Source organism: Streptomyces diversicolor (genome assembly GCF_057537855.1).
In genome coordinates this window covers 50,331-69,100 of the sequence record NZ_BAAJXA010000042.1, presented here as the reverse complement: position 1 = coordinate 69,100, position 18,770 = coordinate 50,331, and the positions used below count along the sequence as shown (strand labels likewise).

The following is an 18,770-nucleotide window of genomic DNA, read 5'->3' as shown; positions in this document are numbered from 1 at the left end:
TCCGGGCACCCACGAGGCGCCCCGGCTCCGGCCCGCCCCCGTGGGTGGTCTATCTGGCCAGATAACCCGCGGGCCCTCGCGGTTCCCAAAAGCCCTCGTGGCGGGGCCCGTCGGCGTGGTGCGAAACGTCGTGGGGCCCGGCACCAGCGGCGTGAGGACTACTGACTCCGGGCCCCGTACAAGCCTGTTCAGGCGCCGCGCAGCGCCTTGGGGGGCGTGACCGGCATACCGCTGATTGCGGGGACTGCCTTGGGGTCGCCGGTGAGGGCGGGCCCCTGCGGGAGGGTCGTGCTGGCCTGCCAGTGCGTGACCCATCCCTCCGTCGACCGGGCCGGGTACACGTACCGCGTGGTGCCCGCCGCCACCTTGGCGGTGTTCATCGCGTCCAGCAGCGTCCCGACGATGACTTCGCCCCGTTCCGGGGCGCAGACGGCTGCCTCCTGCCAGACGGCCTTGCCGCTGTCCTCCTCGGCGGGCAGCGTCGTGCACACCATGAGCCGCTGGCTGCGGTCGGTGCTGGCCCGCCACCGGCCGCCGAGCGCGGCCCCGGCGGCGGCCTCCAGCCGGACACCGACGATGTGGTCGGCCCGCACCCACTGCTCGCCTATCCGGACCCAGGTCACGGCGAGTTGCGCTGACATGGCGTTGCTCCTTCGGTGACACGGACGCCGCCGGGCGGGCCGCATGGACCCGCCCGGCGGCGTGGTGGTGTTCTGGGTGCGCTCGGTTCCTACTTGTCGAACTCGTGCCAGGACCCGCACTGGGTGGGCTTCGTCTTGTAGGCGCAGACCCGCATCTTGAAGCGGACCCCCGAGTACAGGGTCGGCGTCTTCCAGGAGCCGCCGTTGTTGGCGACCGTGTCCTTGACGTCGACCACGAAATAGCCGTGCTTGGCGGTGCGGACCTGGGTGATCGCGCTGTAGCCGTCGGCCTTGATGTCGTTCGCGTAGACGCGTCCGGTCAGCGCGTTGTAGAAGCCCTCGGCACGCTTGTTCGGGGACGTCCACCAGCCGGAGCTGTTGGCGGAGGCGGGCGTGGCCGCCAGGCCCGTGACGAGAGCGATGCTCAGGGCGCCCACGACCGCGCCGGCGCGGGCACGGGAGCGCGTGATCAGCCGTGATGGCATGCCGTGTCCTCCGGGATGCACATGCCCGTGTCGTCCGCGCTGGTGTGGAGGAGGTCGCTCCTGATCCAGCCGGTCTTGCCCTTGGCGTTGCCGGTGGTCATCTTGACCTTGTACCAGATGCCGCTGGTGATGACCTTGACGTCCTTCTCGCTGCACTTGTTGCCCTTGTAGGCGACCCCCACCACGGTCGAGTGGGTGGACGCCTTGGAGCGGAGGTTCGCCGACGACGCCGTGACGTAGCAGCCCTTCGCGGCGGCCTCGGCGGTACCCGCGGCGGCCAGACCGGACCCCGCAAGAGCGGCGGTCAGGGTCAGTGCGGTGACGACTCTGCGCATCTGCATGTACTCCCCCGTCATTTCTAGGCACCCTCACGAATGCCTTTGCTTGTGAAACCGAAATGAATTCAAGAAGTACCGGCACGGGGCTGTCAAATCTTTTCGCACCGCGCAATATGCGTCATCTCTTAGGCTTTTCGCACCGCGCAATAATCCTGAATATCGGATTGGTTGGGTGGCCCTTTTCGTGTGGCGAGTCGGCCTCATTTCGCGTAGCGCAATGAAGGGTCGCCCCGCCCGATATGGGGCGAAGTAAAAGTATGAAGACGTTCCGCGTGGCGCATGTAGGGTTGGATCAGTGGTTCGATTTTTGACCAACGGGGGTGACGGGGTTCTAGAGGGGTCGGGGGCCGTGCGCGCGACCGGCAACGCCGGGCCAGACACAGGCCTATGGGGATGACCGCCCACCACCGCACGCCGGGGGAAGGGCGACATGCGCGACAAGGGACAGCATGCTCAGCCGCACCACGTCGAAGGAAATTCAGCCTGCTCAAACGTCGCCGGACGATGAACCCGCAGCCCGCACGGGCGGAACGCTGCATGCGCACCGGGTCATGCTCGTCGTCCAGGCCTTCACCGCATTACCCGGTACCGATCACGGCCCCAGCGAACTTGCTGCCGCCACGGGTCTGAACATTGCCGTCGTCTACCGGATTCTGCAATCAGGGATCGCCACCTCGACGTTCCTGCGGGTGCCGCCCGGCCGCTATCGGCTGGGGCCCGGCGCTGCCCGGATCGGCATGCAAGCTATGGCCACCACTCCGGACGTGGCGGCCGCCCAACCTGCACTGGAGCGCCTGAGCCGCACCGTGGACGGCTTCGCCCTGCTGTGGGTGCTCTCGCCGTACGGTGGCCCGCGCAAGGCCTACGCCGCCAGTGCGGCGGGCCGCTACGACTTCGAGTCGCTCGGGCTCGGTGTCGCCGACCTGGTGGAGGTCGCCCAGTCCCTGCGGGTGGGTGCCTCGGGCCGTGTGATCGCCGCCCACCTCTCCCCGTCGCTGCTCTCCGCCGTCCTCAAGCAGCCGGTTCCCGCCGGCGCCGGGCCTGGCACGGTGCGCGACGCCGCGGCGTACGGGGCGTCCCTGACGGAGATCCGTGAGGCGGGGTATGCCGTCGCCCGCGAGGAGGTGCCCGGCTGGAGTGCGGTCGCCGCACCCGTGATGTGGGGCGAGGCCGTCTACGGTGCGGTCTCCGTGCTCAAGCCGTCCTCGTTGATGCCCGAGGACCTGGCGCTGCCCGTCGCCGCGACCACCGCGGCCGCCGAACGGCTCACCCGACTCGTCTCGGGCGAGAGCGACGGGTACCCCGCAGCCGGGTAGGCCTCCGCGTCGACCACGACACAGGGCCGCCCCCGGCATCCGGAGCAGGATGCCGGGGGCGGCCCTCAGTCGAGTCAGGGTGCGGCGCCACGGGGGGAGCGCCGCACCCTGTGGCCAGCGTAGCGACGGGTCGCACGGTGTGCGCCCGGTTTCCGCCGCACGGGGGTGCCGGGCCCGGTCACTCCGTCAACTCACCTCTTAAGAGGTGAGTTTGTGAGGGTGAGATGCCCCGCGTCAGGTGGGGACCGGAACCGCCTACTGCTCGTATGCCCAGCTCCGGCCTGTCTGCCGGTACTCCTCAACGGGGATGGGGTAGACGCCCGGCCGCATGCGGCTCACGTACAGGTGCCCCTCAAGGTGGTCGACCTCGTGGGCGATGAGCCGGGCGAGGCCCCTCTCGTACGTCGTGGTGATGGTGGCGCCATCGAGCGTCGTCGTCTCGACCGTGATGCGCAGGGGGCGGGGGACCATGCCGCGGACGTCGAAGAACGACAGGCACCCCTCGTACTGCTCGTCCGTGTCGTCGGACGCGTCGGTGATCCGGGGGTTGAGCAACACGATGGCACCGGCGCCGTGCTCGGCGGGCTGGACGATGGCGGCCGCGCGGCCGACGCCGATCTGCGGGGCGGCGATGCCCATCCCCTTGGCGAAGGTGTGGACGCGCGAGATGCGCTCCATGAAGGCGAACAGCGTGTCCACGGCCTGCTCGGCGGCCTCCCGTTCGGCGGGCAGATCGAAGCGGCGCGCAACCTCGGCGAGGACGGGGGCGCCCTGCTGGACGACGCCGAGGTTGCGCATCTGCTCGCTGGGCTGCACCACGGTCACTTGAACTCCCCTTGATTCACGTCCTGTTCGGGCCGGGCCCGGAACCGCCATTCGAGACGATAGCGAGCGTGCAGGGCCGGGCGGGCGGTCGACCAGGTGAAGAGACGCATCGCGTTCTCCTCGTGCCGCGCGGGGGCGCTGGGCAGTGGTGAGGCCTCGGCGGTCATCGAGGTCTCGGTTCCCCACACCACCGGATCGAGCGCGGCGGGGAAGGCGAGCGTGACCTCCAGGTGCTCGGTGGGCAGCCGGACCGCGCGCTGGAACCACCTGCCCCATTTGGTGTCGCTGACCGTGTAGGCGTACTCGATCCACACCGAATCGCCGGGGTAGAGCGGGAAGCGGCCCTGGTCGTTGTCGAACAGCAGCCACACCTCCTTGAACGCGTCCCGGTCCGCCTTGGCCTGCCAGCGCATCGCCTCCCCGCGGCAGGTCGCGGTGAGCGCGAGTTCGTCCCAGGTCAGCGGGTGCTGCCGGTAGTGGGCGTTGGAGCGTTCGGGGTCGCCGGGGTAGCGGTCGACCGAGATGCGGATCAGGTAGCGGGTGATCGGAGCGGTGCCGGTGTTGCGCAGCAGGCGGCGCATGGTGAGCCGGTATGCGCGGCCGTCGTAGTCGAGGCGGGCGGCGTCGTGCGCGACGACGATCGCCGACCCGGTGGCGTACGGCTGCTCGGGCCCCCGTGGCGCGGGCACGGTGGCCACCGTGGTGGTCTGGCGGGCGCGGGCCGACTCGTACTCGCCCCACCGGCGCCAGATCGCCTTGCCCGCGTTCAGCGTCTCGTCCGCACGGCGGGCGAAGTCCTCGGTCGGCCTGTGCCGGCCGGATTCCATGTGGCTGACGTAGCTGGGGTGGAACCCCATCAGCTCGGCGAGCGCCTTCTTCGACATGCCGCGCACCTCGCGCCAGTACGCGACCTCGGCGGCGAAGTCCTCGGTGGCCTGTTCCACGGTGATCGCGTCGTCCTGCGCGTCCATCAAAGCTCCGCCCTGCGTGGCCAGTTGAGTGCGTGAGTGAACCGTGAGTGAGGACAGTTCACCATTCTGTCGCCATGCCCGGCACCGGTTTGCTCCCATCACCGGCCCGACCGTCGCGGCCGGTGAGAGGGGATCTGCGATGCGCGTGCTGTATCTGCTCAACGTCTCCAACCCGAACCGGTTGTCGGCCGACTCCGGCTTCACCTTCGCCGAGCTGCTGGCCCCGGCCCTGACGGACGCCGGGGCTGAGGTCACGGTGGCGGCACCGGTTGCCACGGGGGACCGGCGGGTGAACTTCGAGCCCACCACGGCGCCGGCCACGAAGTACCGGGCCCGCTTCGACCCGGGCGTGAGCGCACTGACCGCCCTGATCCGGCGTCGGCGGCCGGAGGTGGTGGTGGCCAACCAGATCGAGGCGGCCCCCGCCATCCGGGCCGCCCTGCTGGAAGCGGGTACGGACGCGCTGATCGCCGGGTACTGCCACTACCTGCCGTTCTCGTTCACCGACGACGGGCGGCTCCTGGCGGACCCGTCGCTGGACGACGGCGGACTGGGGTCCAGCGTGCTGCTGGCCTTCGCCGCCGGGCTCGCGGCCTGCGACCGCCTGCTGGTGCACTCCTCCACCGCCGCGTCCTGGACCACGGCGGCCGCCGCGCGCACGGGCGTGGACCTGGGGGAGAAGCTGCACATCGTGCCCGCACCGCGTGATGAGCGCCTGGTGCGCGACCCCGCCGACGTCGCCGTGCCGGACGGCACCGCGGCCGCCCTCTACAACCACCGGCTCTACGCCCACTACGGCACCGCTGCCTTCACCGACCTGGCCCGCCGCCTGGTGGCACAGGCGCCCGTCACGCTGACGGTGATGGACCTGTTCGGCACCCGCAGCCCGGAGCGGGTCCGGCTGGACCCGAGCCCCGAGCGGCACCGCGACGAACTCGCCGCCCTCGACGGCGTCACCATCGCCTCCGACCGCGGCGACCGGGTGCGCTACCGCGAGCTGCTGGCCGGGGCGCACTTCGGGATCGCACCGTTCCGGCCGGGCTGTCCCTGGTCGATGTCCGTCATCGACTGCCAGGGCATGGGCCTGCCGGTCGTCGCCCCGCGCACCGGATGGCTCGCCGAGCACATCGACGACGAACTCCTCTTCGACACCCCGGACCAGGCCGTGGCCGTCGCTACCCGGCTGGCCACGGACGCCGAGTTCTACCGGGTGCACGCCAAGCGCGCCCACGCCGCCACCGCCGACCTCACCCCTGCCGCCGTGGCGGCCCGCTACCTGGAGGCCCTGCGATGACCTTGTTCGACGCGGTGATGCTCTCCTACGACGAACCCCTCGCCGACCGGCTGCACGCCCGGCTCCAGCGAGTGCTCGGGGTGAAGGTGAAGCGGCTGCACGGCGTGCAGGGGATGCGCCGGGCCTACCGGCTGGCCGCCGAGGTGGTCGAGAGCGAACAGTTCCTGCTCGCCGACGGCGACTTCGTCCTCGCCGCCGAGTTCGCCCTGTCCGCCGTCGAACCGCTGGCCGAAGGGGTGTCGATGCGGGTGTGGCGGGCCCGCAACCCGCTCAACGGTCTGGTCTACGGCTACGGCGGACTCAAGCTGATCCGCCGCTCGGCCCTGCGGGACCTCGGCGACGCGGTCGACGTGTTGGCCGCACTGCCCGGGCGGTGCGAGTTCGCCGCCGACATCGCCGGGACCACCCGGATCAACCAGTCGCCGTATCACGCCTGGAAGGCGGGCTTTCGGGAGTGCGCGATGCTCGCACGCGGCAGCGAGTACGGCATGGCCGACGCGGAGGCCACCGAACGGATCGACGCGTGGACGGCGGGCGGTCAGGGCGAGTTCGCCGAGTTCGCGGTCTCCGGGGCCCGTGAGGGCGTCGCCTTCGCCCACGAGGCCGCCCGCGTCCCGGCCCTGTTCGACAAGCTCAACGACCCCGGATGGCTCTACCAGCGGTTCACCGCCGGTCACGGCGAACAGGCCATCGCCGGATGACCGCCGTGCCGCTGGTCCTCGTGGAACCCGGCGCCCACCGGCCGGGCGGCCACCGTGACCATGCCCTGACCGCGCTGGCGGCCGCGCACGGCAACACGGTGGTCGTCGCCCCGTACGGCGTCGCGGCACAGACGCGGGCCGCGCTGGAGGGCGCCGGGGCCCGGGTCGCCGTTCCCGCCGGCGTGGTGCCCGCGCTGCTGGCGGCCGCCGGGACGTGCACGGCGGAGCTCGCGGCCCACGGGCGGCGGGCGTTCGCCTCCCGCCGCTGGCCCACTGCGGTGCGGCGCCTGCCGCACCAGGTCGCGATGGTGTCCCGCTGCCTGCTCGAAGCCGCCTGTGTCCGCACCGGGCTTCGCCTCACCGGCGGCGCCGCCGTGGTGGTGGTGCTCAGTGCCAGCGAGGCCCTGCATGGCGCCGCTGGACTGCTCGGCGGGCCGCACCTGCGGTTCGTGCACGAACTGGTCACCACCGAGGACACCGCGCTCAGGACGCTCGGGCGTCTGGCCCGCCGGGGGGAGCGGCGGGTGATCGCGCTCGCCCCCACCGGTGCCGTCCGCGACGACCTGGCGGCCCGCTTCCCCCGCCTGCCGCTGCACGTGCGGCCGTTCGCCGTCGCGGACCCCGGCGACCGGCTCACCGACACCGACCGCGGGCGGGCGCGGGAGGCCTTCGGCATCCCCTCCCACGAGGCGGCCGTGTGCCTGGTCGGCGGCTGGTGGCCCTACAAGGACACCGGCATCGTCGGCGCCGCGCTCGCCCGGCTCGACACCGCCGTGCACGTGCTGGTCGTCGGCGGACCGGCCACCCACCACCGGCTCAAGACGTGGGCGGCGCTGCCGCACGTCCGCCTGCACACCCGCCCCGGCCCCGTCCCCGAGACGCTCGTCCGGGAGGCCTACGCCGCCTGCGACGCGACGCTGGTCGCCCGCCACCCCGGGGTGGCCAAGGAATCCGGGCTGGTGGTCGACGCCGTACGGCTGGGTGTCCCCCTGATCGTCTCCGACCATGACCCGGCGCTCACCAAGGCTCTGGCCGGGCATGACTGGGTCCGCCTCTTCCCGACCGGCGACGCCGCCGCCCTGGCCACCGTCCTGCGGGACCTGGCCTGGTCCCCGCTGCCCCGGCCCGCCGTGTCCGCGGCCGCCGACCTCGGCGTGCCCACGGCCGCCGCACAGACCGCCTTCCTCGCCCACCTGAAGGAGCCGTGCTGATGTCCGCCCTGCCCCCGTTGATCGCCGTCGTCGGCGGCGTCGAACCGGCCCTGCTCACCGCATGGGTCACCCACTACCGCGGCCTCGGGATCGAGCGGTTCCACCTGGCCTTCCACTTCCCGGAGCACGTCACCGTCGACCGGCGCCACCAGGTGCAGGCCGCCTGCCGTGAACTGGGCATCGTCCCGGACGCGGTGAGCGTCGGGCCCTGGCACGAGCACACCAACCCCCGGCTGCGGGACGCCCTGCGCGAGCGCGCCGGCGCCGGGTGGCATCTGCTCGCCGACTCCGACGAACTCCACTCCTACCCCGCACCGCTGGAGGAGGTCATCGCCGCGGCGGAGACATCGGGGACCGGCACGGTCGGCGGGCTGATGCTCGACCGGGTCACCGCCGACGGCACCCTGACCGGCTGGGACCCGGACCAGGGCCTGGACGCCGCGTATCCGCTCGGCGCGTTCCTCACGCACCGGCTCCTGCGCGGCGACCCCCGCAAGATCGTGGCCGCGCACTCCAGCGTGCCCGTGGCATCCGGCAACCACCGCGCCCCGGGGCACCGCCCCGCCAATCAGCCCGTCGTGGTCCACCACTTCAAGTGGCGCGAGGGTGTCCGCCGGGATGTCGAACGGCGCGCGGAGCACTCGGCGGACGGCACCTGGCAGACCGCGTCACCGGCCCGACTGGCGGAGGCCCGGCGGCTGCTGGAACACCTTCAGCGGCACGGCGGGCGGATCGCCGTCGGCTCCGCACGGCTGAACTTCCGGCCCGTCTCGCTGGCCGCCGTACCCGACTGGTGGGCGCGGGAGGCGACCCGTCTGGTCGCCACCTGGCGGCCGCCCGCCCTGGCGCCGGGTCAGAACGAGCCGGGCTCGATGATCTCCTCGTCCTCGTCGTGAGGGGCCTCGAACCGGGCGTAGAAGTCGTCCAGCGCCTCCGGGGAGACGGTCAGCGCGTTGGCGTCCTCGCGCTCGTTGCGCTCGGCAAGGCGCCGCAACAGCTCCTCGCGGTCGACCGGGAAGTACAGCAGGCGGGGCCTGCCGCCCGCCTCGATGACCAGCTTCTTCCACTCCTCGCGGTCCGAGCGCAGCCACAGCCCGTGATCCAGCACCGCATCCCGCCCGGCCGCGACCAGCGCGACCAGCTCCTCGCGGACCTCGGCGACCACCGGCGCCTCCAGCGCGAAGTAGTCCCGCTCCGGGTAGTCGACGCCGTAGCGGCCGTGCCGGGCATGCACCCGCTCATCCACCGACAGCCGCGCCGCACCCGGCTCCAGCCGCCGCTTCGCGTACGTCGTCTTGCCCGACCCGGTCAGCCCGACCAGCAGATACACCACCGGCCTCTCCTGGCCGTGCACGGACCGGTCGGACACTGCCGCCTTCACCGAGGCTCCTCCTGCGTCGCGGGACCTGCTCCTCACCCCAGCGTGCCACCCACCGCCCCGCCGTGCGGCCCGATTGCCGCCCCCTCACCCGGGAGCCTGCCGTGATCCCTCCGTCCGTGCTCCACGCCCTGCGCGCGTACGTCCGCCACCTGCCCGGCGGCCCCGGCGCGCCCCAACTGGCCGCCCGGCTGAGCGACCACCTCAAGCACCACCCCCTCACCGGAGTGGCTCACACCCTCGACGGCACCGCCTTCCCCGTTGTGACCAGCGACGTCATCCAGCGCTACCTGTGGCTGTTCGGGGTGTGGGAACCCCACCTCACCGCCTGGATGCGCTCCCGCCTCGCCCCGGGCGACCTGGTGGTCGACGCGGGGGCGCACACCGGCTACTACACGGTGCTGGCCTCCCGCCTCGTTGGGCCCGCCGGCCGGGTCGTCGCCATCGAGCCGTCGCCCGCCTTCCACGAGTCCCTGACGGCGAACCTCACGGCCAACGGGTGCGGCAACGTCCGCACCGTCAACGCCGCCGTCTCCGACACCCCCAGTCGGCTCACCTTCTACACGGAGCGCTCCACGAACCTCGGCGGGACCACCACGGTGCGCCCTCGCACCGTGGAAGCCTCCTTCGAAGCCGACGCGGCACCGCTGCCGACCCTCCTCACCGGCGAGGAACTCGCCGCCGCCCGACTGATCAAGCTCGACGTAGAGGGAGGTGAGGCCGCCGCCGTGCGCGGCCTCGTGCCCGTGCTGCACCGGCTGCGGGACGATGCCGAACTGGTCGTAGAGGTCACTCCCCGGACGCTGGCCAAGCAGGGCCTGAACGTCGATGACGTCCTCGGGCCCCTGCGCGGCCACGGCTTCCACGTCTACCGGCTCGCCAACGACTACGCCGCGTCCAGCTACCCGGCCGCCCTGCGCCGAGCCGCACCGCCGATCCGCTGGCGCAGGCCCGTCACGGAGATGAGCGACCTGGTCTTCTCCCGCCTCGACGCCGAGGTGCTGTGACGGGGCGCCCGTACGCACGGCGAAGGCCTCCAGGAACGTACTGGAGGCCTTCGCCGTGCCGGTCGTCCTTGACCGGGTGAGGCTCGGGTGGGCGCCTCCGCCTAGAATCGAACGCGTGAACGACCAGCCGTCTCGCCTCGACCTGCTCCGCTTCGCGCGCCGCGTCGTGGTCCAGCAGGCGACCGCGGCGCTGAACCAGATAGACGGGTGGATCGCCGACGAGGAGCGGCGCGAGGTCGAACGCCGACAGGGGGAGGAGCGGCGGCCGCCGCCTCCGGCCTGGCTGATCCAGTACGGCCTGAACCGTGCGAACGTCGACGCCGTCCACACCGGCGACTGCTGGGCCGCAGCCAAGAGCGGTCGGTGCCGACCGGTCAGCCGGGAACAGGCCCTCGATGCCCTGCGGCAGCACGTGAAGCCGTGCGTGCACTGCCGTCCGGACACGGAACTCGGCGTGCTGGACTGACGGCGGACCGGCGCCCGCGTGGAAGGCATGAGCCCGTGTGGATGCTGCCAGAGCCGATGATCGCGGAACCCGTTGCAGACCCGATACTGCCCGACGGGTGGGCGGGAGAGGTCAAGTGGGACGGATGGCGAGCGCTTCTGTCGTGGGATGCCGGGCGCCTGGTGGTGCGCTCACGCAGGGGCGCGGACCTGGTCCCCGGCTTCCCTGAGCTGCACTCCGGTGCGCTCCAGCTCCCCGACGCGACGGCGCTGGACGGGGAAGTGGTCGTATGGGAATCCGGCAGGCTCGCCTTCGAGCGGCTCCAGGGTCGCCTCCAGCGGCGCGGCGCCGGCGCGGCCCGGTTCGCCGAGCAGTGGCCCGCCCACTATGTGGCCTTCGACGTCCTGCGGCTGGAGGGCACCGACACCACCACCTGGCCGTACCGGCGCCGCAGGGCCGCCCTCGAACGCCTCTTCGCCGAGTATCAGCTCACCGCGCCGTGGGCGCTGTGCCCGTCGACCACCGACCCGGCCACCGTCCGGGAGTGGCTGACGAGCTGGACGGCCGTCGGGGTCGAAGGGGTGGTCTACAAGAGGCTGGAGAGCACCTACCAGCCGACCGTGAAGGGGGCCTGGAGGAAGTACAAGGCCCGGCATACCGAGGACGCCATCGTCGGGGCGTTCACCGGCTCTCCGGCGGCTCCGCGCACGCTGCTGTTGGGCCGGTACGACACCGAAGGGCGCCTGCGCTACGTCGGGCGCAGCACGACGCTCCCGCAGGCCTCGGGCAGGGCGGTCGCCGGGTTCCTCGCCCGGGCCGGAGATCATCCGTGGACGGGCTGGACCTTCAGCGCGGGATGGGGCTCGCGTGAGAGCCTGCACGTCACTCTCGTCGTGCCGGAGCTGGTGGTGGAGGTCGGCGTCGACGTCGCACGCGACGGTGCCGGCCGCTGGCGCCACCCGGCGCGCTGGCACCGGATGCGCCCGGAGCTGGCGCCCGCCGACACCCCGCGCTTCGAGCCGGGGCCGACAGACCGGGAGGGCCCGGCCCCCTGAGCCGCTGGCCGATCCGGAGCCGTCCGGTGAATCCGGCCGGATGGCGCCGGAATCCGGTGCCGATCCGACGCCGGAAACCGGACCCGGACTCGCCGGATTCGGTGCTGACCAGGCTGGAATCCGGTTTCGTGCCGGACGGAAATCCCTGCTGCACGCTCACCTCATGAGCGAAGAGCAGAGCAGGGGCGGGGCGACCCCGGACGGGGCTCAGCCCATCAACGCCCCTGAGAACATAGCGGCTTCAGATCGGCATGAACTGGTGAAGAAGGGCTGCCTGGCGGCGGCCTGCGGCGCGGTCGCGGGGGCCTGCCGGGCGCTCGCGGCCTGGGCGGTCAACATCTGGCTGGAGGGTGGGGGGCACTGATGGGTGACGAAGAGGGCTACAGCTTCGAGGGCATGAATCGGGCCGGGTTCTTCGCGTACGTCCGCACGACGCACGAGAAGTTCGACAAGCCGAAGTACAAGGTGATTGTCGAGCAGGCGAAGGCGCAGGACGATCTGTCCACGCTGAGCACGTCGACCGTCAGTGACGTACTCCGGGGCAAGAGCTTCCCGCGGATCGAGACCGCGAAGTGGCTCGGCCTCGGCATCGGCGGCGAGCAGGTCGGTAGAGACTTCGAAATCGCGTGGCGAGCGGCCAGGGCCAACCATTACAACGAGGCACGCGATGACGCCCTGCACGCCGCCGATCGGGCCCAGCGGCGCTCGGCCGACTCCTCCGAGAGCTGGTGGCGCGACATCTGGTCCAGGCGGGGGCAGATGACCGTGGCGGTGTTCACCGCGGTCCTTTCAGTGGTGGCGGCGCTGCTGATCCAGTTCTACTGGCGCTGATCCGTACGGCGCGGGTCCTGCCGCAGGAGGGGCGGCAGGACCACACGCAGGGGTCAGGCAGCCTCGGCGTCGACTTGCCTCGCCATCCCTTTCAGGAGATCTACTACGGCCCGGCAGTCCGACAGTGCTCGATGGTCCCCGCCGTGCAGGGGCTGCCACGCGTAGTTGCCCCAGTAGTCGGACCAGTCGCCGAACCACTCGGAGTACGGCAGCATCACGTCCTCGAACTTCACGGCGGCGAGCCAGGCCGCGGTCTGCTTCTGCGCCCGCGCCACCGCCTGCTCCCGCAGCCCCTCGGGCATGATGCCCGTCGCCGCCACCTGCCGGGCCGCGTCCTGCGCCGCCTGGTCGAGGTAGTGCAGCGTCAGCTCGTGGCGCAGCCGTCCGACGTCGAAGGACTTGTTGTAGATCAGGCAGCGTCGCCCCTCCAGAACCTCCTTCAGGCGCGGAAGGACGTCGGCGAACGAGGGGGCGCCCGTCGTCATTTGGTTGGTGATTCCGTGAATGTCGGTCGACTCGGCGGGGATCGGGATGCCCGGGTCGATGAGCGTGTCCAGGAGGACGTCCCCGCCCATGCTGTACACGGCCAGGTCCACGATCCTGGCGTCGTCCTCCAGGCCGGTGGTCTCCGAATCCAGGATGACGACTGTCGGATCGTCCACCAGGGTCTGCGCCCAGTCGACCAGTTCGGCGACCCGCCGGCGCCGGTGTTCTGCTGCCTGCCGCTGGGCTTCCTCGTGTGCCCGTTGCCGCTCAGCGCGTTCCCGGGTGTCGCGCTCGGCGCAGGGCGGGCACCATCGCGGCACCCAGCCCACCCGGTGGGTGGGGTCCGCCCGGACGGCGGCGATCTCCTCGTCGGTGGCCGTCACCACGTTGCAGTCCCGGCCCGGGCAGGTGCGTCGCCACACGGCCAGCCGCTCGGCCTCGAACTGTTTCTGCAACCGCCACAGCACCCAGCACGGCGTGCAGCGGTCCTGCTCCTGCTGCCCAATCCGGAACGAGGCCAGCGAGACACGGTGGCATTTCCAGCAGGTCCGGGCTTGCAGGGCCTGCCGTTCCTGCTGCTCCTGTACCTGGCACGGCCCGCACTTCCCGTACACGACGTGATCGCGGACGTTGCCGCACTGGGGGCACGTCCGGCGGGCTGTCTTCGCGGCCTGCTGCTTCGCCGACAGAGGCCGCATCTGCGCGGCGGCCGCCGGATCGTACAGCGGAAAGTCCCCCCACCCGTGGCCCCGCCGGTACACACGCACGAACGCCACCGGTTCCTGGCCGGGAGCTGGCTTCAACCGCAGGCTCTTGAGTTCCGTCATCGTCCGCAGATGCTGCTGATCCGCTGGAATGTCCCTGCGCTCGTACACGGGCAGGGACTCCGGCTTTGCGGGTACAGACGTGGTCACGAGAACCTCCAGACGATCGACGGTCGTAGACACAGCACAGCGCACGGCACTGACAAGCGGGCTGAGGCGGGTGGTCGCTGGGGGCCTTCGCCGGCCCCCAGACCCCCGCTCCCCGCGGCACCGACCGGCGCGGGCAGGTAGCGAGGGGTAGCGCTGGGTGCGCGCCGGACGGCACCGCGGCCTGCGCCGTCCGGGCGGGCGTGATCGGGCGTCAGGTCTTCACAGGCCGATGCCCTCGGTCGGGGCGTCCTCGAACATCGAGCCTTCGTCCACGTACTCCCAGAAGACCGGGCTGTTGGCAGACCAGCCGCCCTGACGACGCAGCTTGTCGACGCGCTTGCCGTTCTTGATGCCGAGGGTGACCAGCGTGCGCCGGGCAGAGTGGCCGGTGATCCGGCGCCCGGTCAGGCCCGCGTACCGCGCGGAGCGCGCGAGCGCGCGGCCGACACCGTCCGGAGACAGCCGCTTGGAGCCCAGGTGACCCCACTGGTCGACGGGCAGGAAAGCCGGGCCGTCCGGGGCGGCACCGGCGGCGAGCTTCGCCTCTCGCCAGGCCTGCCAGCAGCGCACCGGGCAGGTGGCGCGGTTCTCGCCATAGGTCACAGGGTCGGTCCGGGGCGGACGCCCCTTCACGCTGGGGACGTACACCTTCAGCCCCTCATCCACGACCTCGATGTGCGCGTCATCCAGCACGCTCATCTCTTCGTTGCGCCCGGCGACCGCCACCTTGAGCGAGTTGAGCGCCTGGTCCCGCAGCCGGGCGAGTTCCGGCACGACGAAAACTCTGCGGGTCCGGGCTGTCGGCTGCGGCTGTCGCTCGCGCGGCGCCTCGGCCATCTTCCGCATGTCAACCGGGGCGAGGGAGGCCGCCTTGCCGCGGCCGCGCTTCATCCGGCTCTCGTCCAGCCGGAGCGGCTTCAGCGCCCTGCGGGCCGCCTCGGTGGCCTCCTTGGGCACGGTGTAGCCGCGCTTGCGGGCCTCCGAGGTGACGCCGGTGATCCGGCGCTCGATCGTGTTCGGCGGCGCCTCGATCACCTGGTCCAGGTAGGTCACGAATGACACGAAGGTGCCGACCGTAATCGAGCTGAGCGGCAGGGGCGTGCCGGTCCTCGCAGCGAGCCACACGTGGAACTCCCGCCAGACCTCCCAGTCCCGGGCGTAGCCGTCCCGGGTCTTCTTCGGCCGAATGCGGTTCAGGTGGTCCTTGGCGTCCGTGTCCAGGGCCGCTAGGACGGCGGCCACCGGGTCGTGCACGGCGACCTCGCCGGCGCCGGGGGCGTCGTCGTCCACCAGCTCGGCGTCGACAACCTCCACCGGCTCCAGCGCGGTCCCGTACTCCTCGGCGGTCGTCACTCGGCGACCTCCACCTCGTCGGCGAGCTTGCGCACCCGCGCTGCGGAGTGGGTGATCCGTTCCGCCTCAACCTTCAGCGCGGCCAACCCGTCCGAGCCGGTCTGGACGTACCCCGCTGCGACTTCGCCCACCAGGTAGGCGACCTCGTCCAGGACCTCGGCGGCGTCCGTGAGGCCCGGGCGTAGCTCGCCGCGCTCCAGGTGATGTGCGGCGCGCGGGAGTTCGCCATACGCGGGCAGGTCATCGCGGGAGGCGACGGCGGCCTGCTCCTCGTCCTCGGCGGGGAAGGGCACGTACACCTGGGTGAGCATCAGCCCGGGCTGCTTGGTCTCCGCCTCGGTGGCGAGCCCGGAGACCACGGCGACCAGCCGGGGGTGGATGGTGTGCACCTGGTCCGGCTCGCCGGGCAGGGCCCGGTGGTGGTCGTCCAGGGACAACGGCATCTCGGCGGGGAGCTGCTCCAGCAGGGCCCGCAGCTCGCCGACGGTGTCGATCATCGGTGCGGCGGCGACCGCTGCCCGCAGTCGGGGCGCCTGCTCCGGGCCGGTGTGCTGCTCGCTCATGCCTTCTCTCCGAACGGTGCGGGGACGGTGCGGCCGTGCTCGCGCAGCCACAGGTGGAGCGCCTTCTCCTCGGCCCGCAGCCGCCTGAAGGTGGCGTCACCGGCAGGGTTCAGGTCCTTGAAGGCAACCCGGGCGCTGCGGGTCTGCGCCCACTGGCACAGCTCCCATTCCGGCTGGCCGGTGTCGCTGTTGTACGTGGCCGGGGGCAGCGAGCCGTCCCGGACGAACGTGTCCCGCTCGGTCTGCCGCTGCTCGACCTTGGCCTCGGCGGCGGCGAGCGCGGCCCGGGCCGCCTCGACCTCCTTCTGCGCCGCGGCGATCCGGTCCTCGAAGTACGTGGTGACGACGGCCGTGCCGTCGATCTCCTCGGTGCTCACTGCTCCTGGTCCTCCTTCGTGTCGGTCGCGGCGGCCGAGTCCAGCTCCGCCGCCACCCACTTCGCCGCCGCGGTGACGCTGGTGAACGGCTTGTCTCCGCTGTTCTTCGCCCACGTCGCGTAGCCCGATAGGCCGCGGGCGGGCGGGTGGAAGTCGGGCCCGATGGCCGCGTGCCAGACCGTGGCGCCGCGCTTGCCCCGGCCCTCGCTGACGGTGCCGACGATGTCGTCCTGCGACAGCCGGTCGACCTTCACCCGGGAGCAGAGGTAGGCGCCGGGCCCGGCGTCCCCCAGGTCGAGCAGCGGCGGACCGGGGTAGAGCCACAGTCCGGCCACCCTCTTGGGGGGCTGCCCGTACCCGATACGCGATGTGGTGGTCGTCTGGGTGGAGTGCTCCTCGCCGCTGATCAGGCGGACCGTGTCGCAGGACCGGCACAGCAGCCGCACGGTGATCCGGTCGTAGTGGTCGCGGTGGTCGCACTCCTCGTTGGGGCAGGCGTGCTCCGGGCCCTGCCGGCGGGGGCGCAGCTTGTCGGAGACGGTCTGATGGTCGACCTCCCAGACGGGCTTGGCGCAGTCCGGCCGGTGGGCGAACGGGTGCCACTCCAGATGAGCGGCGATGGCGTCGGAGCTACTCATCGCGTCACTTCCCGTCCGCGGTGAGCCAGCGCAGCAGCAGGGTGATGTCGCTCTGCACGGCGTTCTCGTCGCCGAGGCGGATGTGCTCCAGCAGTGCCAGGCCAGGGGTGGGCTCGCGGTAGACCAGGACCATGGTGTCGTCTTCGTCGTCCGGCAGGATGTCGGGGAGCGTGCGCCACGACCAGTCCCGGCGGGCCCCTGCTCGGGCGGCACGGACCTCGCCGACGCGTACGGCGCGAGGCCGGTAGCCGATGCGGTGCAGCAGGGCGAGCCCGGGGTCCTCGTCCGGCTCGCAGTCGGCCGGGCAGGGCGGGTTCGGCTCCGCGTCGCAGCGACGCGCGACCTCGCGGGACAGCTCCCCGAGTCGCAGCACGTTCAGCTTCGGGGCGTCGCCGACGGCCACGGTGCGGGCCAGCTCCAGCGTCTCGCGCACCAGGTGCTCGGGCGTCATGTGGGCGGCGTTCGGCAGCTCCAGGTGGGCCCGCCCTTCGGCCGTCAGCGTCGGGGTCATCGAGCCCCGGGCCGGGCCCACCCAGGTCACGGCGTCGGCGGCGCTGTCCCGGTCGGTGACCGGGTACGGCTTGCGTCCGGTGCGGATCAGGCGCTCGATCTCGTCCCGCACGCCCTCCGGGGTCCGGTCGGGGAACAGCCCCGACTCCCGGAACAGGTCGGCTGCCTCGTCCAGCCACAGCACGACGCGGTCGGCCTTGCCGCCGGTGCGCTCCTGTTGGACGGCGAGCAGGGCGGCGAGCATGTCCGCAGGCGTCTTGCCGGGTGTCGCGTGCTCCAACTCGGCGCGCAGCTTGAGGAGTTCCACGCTCTGGTGCTGGAGCTGGGTGGCGGCCCACTTCCGGGCGGCCTCCGCCTCGACGTCCTCCTCGGCGTCGCGGCGGTAGCGCTCGGCGACGGCGGCGCATTCGTCCTCGGTGCACAGGACACGGGCCACGGCCTCGGCGGAGCCGTCCGGGTTCTCGGTGACCTCGACGTCGGCGTCGGCCAGTTCGGCGGCGATGCACTCGGAGACCATCCGCAGGCCTCGCTGGGCGTTGGCTCCCAGCGCCGAGAGGTGGTCGGCGGTGAGCGGCACGGAGACTGCTCCGACGCTCCAGCGCACGCGGTGCAGATGGACGGTGTAGCGGCGGTCCGGCTCTCCCGGCACGAGGAGGAGCGGTACGGACAGGGGCATGCGGTCAGTCACCCTTTCGTGTGGTGGCGGCCCGGGCGATCCGGGCGAGGCGCTCGAAGTCGGCGTCGGTCAGCGGACCGCCGTCGGGGCGGGCGTAGTCGATGGTGAGGTGCGGGCGGGACCGTACGCGGAACAGTGCAAGCTGCCCCGGGCACCGGGGAGTTGTGTCCGCCGCCGGCGCGGCCGGGGCGGTCACCGGCCGCTCTCCGGGGCCTGCCCGGCGGCCGCCGCTTCGGCGTCCAGTTCCGCGGCGACCTCCGCCTTCATCGCGTCGTAGCGCGCGGCGTCCTCGGCGTCGTGGTACTCGACGTACACCCACCTGGCGGTGTCGTAGCCCTTCTCCTCCCGCCACGGGAAGACGGCCCGCCACAGCGTGTTCCAGGCCTCCTGGAGGTCGTGGAGGCAGCGCAGCCGTTCGCGGACGTCGTGGAAGCTGTTCGCGGCCAGCGTCTGGGAGTGGTGGCGGACGGTGTGCTCCGCGTGACGCAGGATGGCGTCCAGCGCGGAGGCCGTCCTGTAGGCGGGGGTGCCGTAGTGCTTGTCCATCTGGGCGTGCAGCCGCGGCGCGAGGAACGCGAAGACGGCCTCGGCGTCGGCGGCGGTGAGGTCCACGACGTGGAGCCGCGGCGGTTCGGGAGCGGATGACACAGGCGTTCGATTCCCTCCGGGCTGGGCGGGCCGGTTCGCTGACCTGTCGTCATGTCCGGTTTATCGCCTCGGATATGGCACGTTATCCGAGCCGAGACGCACCGTGC

General features: G+C 72.1%; 24 protein-coding genes. 10 read left to right on the top strand and 14 right to left on the bottom strand.

Annotation, left to right across the window (positions count from 1 at the left end; genetic code table 11):
* Positions 1-188: 188 nt before the first annotated feature.
* The 3 genes from AC27LF_RS36300 to AC27LF_RS36290 form a co-directional block, all read right to left on the bottom strand.
* Positions 189-641 carry a hypothetical protein gene (locus AC27LF_RS36300; RefSeq protein ID WP_479660605.1) on the bottom strand — a complete coding sequence of 151 codons (453 nt, stop codon included), beginning with the start codon at positions 639-641 and terminating at the stop codon, positions 189-191.
* An 89-nt stretch (positions 642-730) separates the two neighbouring features.
* A complete protein-coding gene (locus AC27LF_RS36295) occupies positions 731-1,126 on the bottom strand; it encodes a hypothetical protein (RefSeq protein ID WP_479660604.1) in 396 nt (131 codons plus the stop codon).
* Positions 1,111-1,482 (bottom strand): SH3 domain-containing protein, encoded by a 372-nt coding sequence (locus AC27LF_RS36290; protein ID WP_479660603.1) that lies wholly within the window; start codon positions 1,480-1,482, stop codon positions 1,111-1,113. Before AC27LF_RS36290 ends, AC27LF_RS36295 begins: the two co-directional genes overlap by 16 nt.
* 533 nt (positions 1,483-2,015) lie before the next feature.
* On the opposite strand from AC27LF_RS36290, the gene AC27LF_RS36285 reads away from it, so the two are divergent.
* Entirely contained in the window at positions 2,016-2,780 is a 765-nt protein-coding gene (locus AC27LF_RS36285) for an IclR family transcriptional regulator (protein WP_479660602.1), read from the top strand.
* A gap of 255 nt (positions 2,781-3,035) precedes the next feature.
* Here AC27LF_RS36285 and AC27LF_RS36280 read toward each other — a convergent pair whose 3' ends face one another.
* Complete coding sequence (locus AC27LF_RS36280; RefSeq protein ID WP_479660601.1) at positions 3,036-3,605, bottom strand: peptide deformylase; 570 nt, start codon at positions 3,603-3,605, stop codon at positions 3,036-3,038.
* A complete protein-coding gene (locus AC27LF_RS36275; RefSeq protein ID WP_479660600.1) occupies positions 3,602-4,576 on the bottom strand; it encodes a helix-turn-helix domain-containing protein in 975 nt (324 codons plus the stop codon). Before AC27LF_RS36275 ends, AC27LF_RS36280 begins: the two co-directional genes overlap by 4 nt.
* Positions 4,577-4,715: 139 nt before the next feature.
* Between AC27LF_RS36275 and AC27LF_RS36270 the strand changes: the two genes are divergently transcribed.
* Genes AC27LF_RS36270 through AC27LF_RS36255 form a run of 4 tightly spaced genes read left to right on the top strand, consistent with a single transcriptional unit; the run spans position 4,716 to position 8,678 of the window.
* Positions 4,716-5,870, top strand: coding sequence for a glycosyltransferase family protein (locus tag AC27LF_RS36270; RefSeq protein ID WP_479660599.1), 1,155 nt, complete (start codon positions 4,716-4,718; stop codon positions 5,868-5,870).
* Positions 5,867-6,571, top strand: a complete 705-nt coding sequence (locus AC27LF_RS36265) for a hypothetical protein (protein WP_479660598.1) — start codon at positions 5,867-5,869, stop codon at positions 6,569-6,571. Before AC27LF_RS36270 ends, AC27LF_RS36265 begins: the two co-directional genes overlap by 4 nt.
* Entirely contained in the window at positions 6,568-7,782 is a 1,215-nt protein-coding gene (locus tag AC27LF_RS36260) for a glycosyltransferase family protein (protein ID WP_479660597.1), read from the top strand. The genes AC27LF_RS36265 and AC27LF_RS36260 overlap by 4 nt, the downstream gene beginning before the upstream one ends.
* Positions 7,782-8,678: a glycosyltransferase family protein gene (locus AC27LF_RS36255; protein ID WP_479660596.1), complete on the top strand. Its 897-nt coding sequence runs from the start codon at positions 7,782-7,784 to the stop codon at positions 8,676-8,678. Before AC27LF_RS36260 ends, AC27LF_RS36255 begins: the two co-directional genes overlap by 1 nt.
* Here AC27LF_RS36255 and AC27LF_RS36250 read toward each other — a convergent pair.
* Positions 8,636-9,163: a P-loop nucleotide/nucleoside kinase family protein gene (locus AC27LF_RS36250; RefSeq protein ID WP_479660595.1), complete on the bottom strand. Its 528-nt coding sequence runs from the start codon at positions 9,161-9,163 to the stop codon at positions 8,636-8,638. The genes AC27LF_RS36255 and AC27LF_RS36250 overlap by 43 nt on opposite strands.
* Before the next feature lie 101 nt (positions 9,164-9,264).
* Between AC27LF_RS36250 and AC27LF_RS36245 the strand changes: the two genes are divergently transcribed.
* The 5 genes from AC27LF_RS36245 to AC27LF_RS36225 all read left to right on the top strand — a co-directional run bounded on the left by AC27LF_RS36245 (position 9,265) and on the right by AC27LF_RS36225 (position 12,498).
* On the top strand, positions 9,265-10,167 hold the full coding sequence (locus AC27LF_RS36245; RefSeq protein WP_479660594.1) for an FkbM family methyltransferase: 903 nt from the start codon (positions 9,265-9,267) through the stop codon (positions 10,165-10,167).
* 115 nt (positions 10,168-10,282) lie between these two features.
* Positions 10,283-10,633, top strand: coding sequence for a DUF6233 domain-containing protein (locus tag AC27LF_RS36240; RefSeq protein WP_479660593.1), 351 nt, complete (start codon positions 10,283-10,285; stop codon positions 10,631-10,633).
* Positions 10,634-10,674: 41 nt separating this feature from the next.
* Positions 10,675-11,667, top strand: a complete 993-nt coding sequence (locus AC27LF_RS36235; RefSeq protein WP_479660592.1) for an ATP-dependent DNA ligase — start codon at positions 10,675-10,677, stop codon at positions 11,665-11,667.
* A 163-nt stretch (positions 11,668-11,830) separates the two neighbouring features.
* Positions 11,831-12,031: a hypothetical protein gene (locus tag AC27LF_RS36230; protein WP_479660591.1), complete on the top strand. Its 201-nt coding sequence runs from the start codon at positions 11,831-11,833 to the stop codon at positions 12,029-12,031.
* Positions 12,031-12,498, top strand: a complete 468-nt coding sequence (locus AC27LF_RS36225; RefSeq protein ID WP_479660590.1) for a hypothetical protein — start codon at positions 12,031-12,033, stop codon at positions 12,496-12,498. Before AC27LF_RS36230 ends, AC27LF_RS36225 begins: the two co-directional genes overlap by 1 nt.
* Positions 12,499-12,551: 53 nt before the next feature.
* On the opposite strand, the gene AC27LF_RS36220 is transcribed toward AC27LF_RS36225, so the two are convergent.
* The 8 genes from AC27LF_RS36220 to AC27LF_RS36185 form a co-directional block, all read right to left on the bottom strand.
* Positions 12,552-13,898, bottom strand: a complete 1,347-nt coding sequence (locus tag AC27LF_RS36220; protein WP_479660589.1) for an exonuclease domain-containing protein — start codon at positions 13,896-13,898, stop codon at positions 12,552-12,554.
* Positions 13,899-14,117: 219 nt separating this feature from the next.
* Positions 14,118-15,251, bottom strand: a complete 1,134-nt coding sequence (locus tag AC27LF_RS36215) for a site-specific integrase (RefSeq protein WP_479660588.1) — start codon at positions 15,249-15,251, stop codon at positions 14,118-14,120.
* Positions 15,248-15,814 (bottom strand): hypothetical protein, encoded by a 567-nt coding sequence (locus tag AC27LF_RS36210; RefSeq protein WP_479660587.1) that lies wholly within the window; start codon positions 15,812-15,814, stop codon positions 15,248-15,250. The genes AC27LF_RS36215 and AC27LF_RS36210 overlap by 4 nt, the downstream gene beginning before the upstream one ends.
* Positions 15,811-16,191 (bottom strand): hypothetical protein, encoded by a 381-nt coding sequence (locus AC27LF_RS36205; protein WP_479660586.1) that lies wholly within the window; start codon positions 16,189-16,191, stop codon positions 15,811-15,813. Before AC27LF_RS36205 ends, AC27LF_RS36210 begins: the two co-directional genes overlap by 4 nt.
* Entirely contained in the window at positions 16,188-16,829 is a 642-nt protein-coding gene (locus tag AC27LF_RS36200) for a hypothetical protein (RefSeq protein ID WP_479660585.1), read from the bottom strand. Before AC27LF_RS36200 ends, AC27LF_RS36205 begins: the two co-directional genes overlap by 4 nt.
* A gap of 4 nt (positions 16,830-16,833) precedes the next feature.
* Positions 16,834-18,015, bottom strand: coding sequence for a hypothetical protein (locus tag AC27LF_RS36195; RefSeq protein WP_479660584.1), 1,182 nt, complete (start codon positions 18,013-18,015; stop codon positions 16,834-16,836).
* 4 nt (positions 18,016-18,019) lie between these two features.
* Positions 18,020-18,211 carry a hypothetical protein gene (locus AC27LF_RS36190; RefSeq protein ID WP_479660583.1) on the bottom strand — a complete coding sequence of 64 codons (192 nt, stop codon included), beginning with the start codon at positions 18,209-18,211 and terminating at the stop codon, positions 18,020-18,022.
* Positions 18,208-18,663, bottom strand: coding sequence for a hypothetical protein (locus tag AC27LF_RS36185; RefSeq protein WP_479660582.1), 456 nt, complete (start codon positions 18,661-18,663; stop codon positions 18,208-18,210). The genes AC27LF_RS36190 and AC27LF_RS36185 overlap by 4 nt, the downstream gene beginning before the upstream one ends.
* Positions 18,664-18,770: the final 107 nt, after the last annotated feature.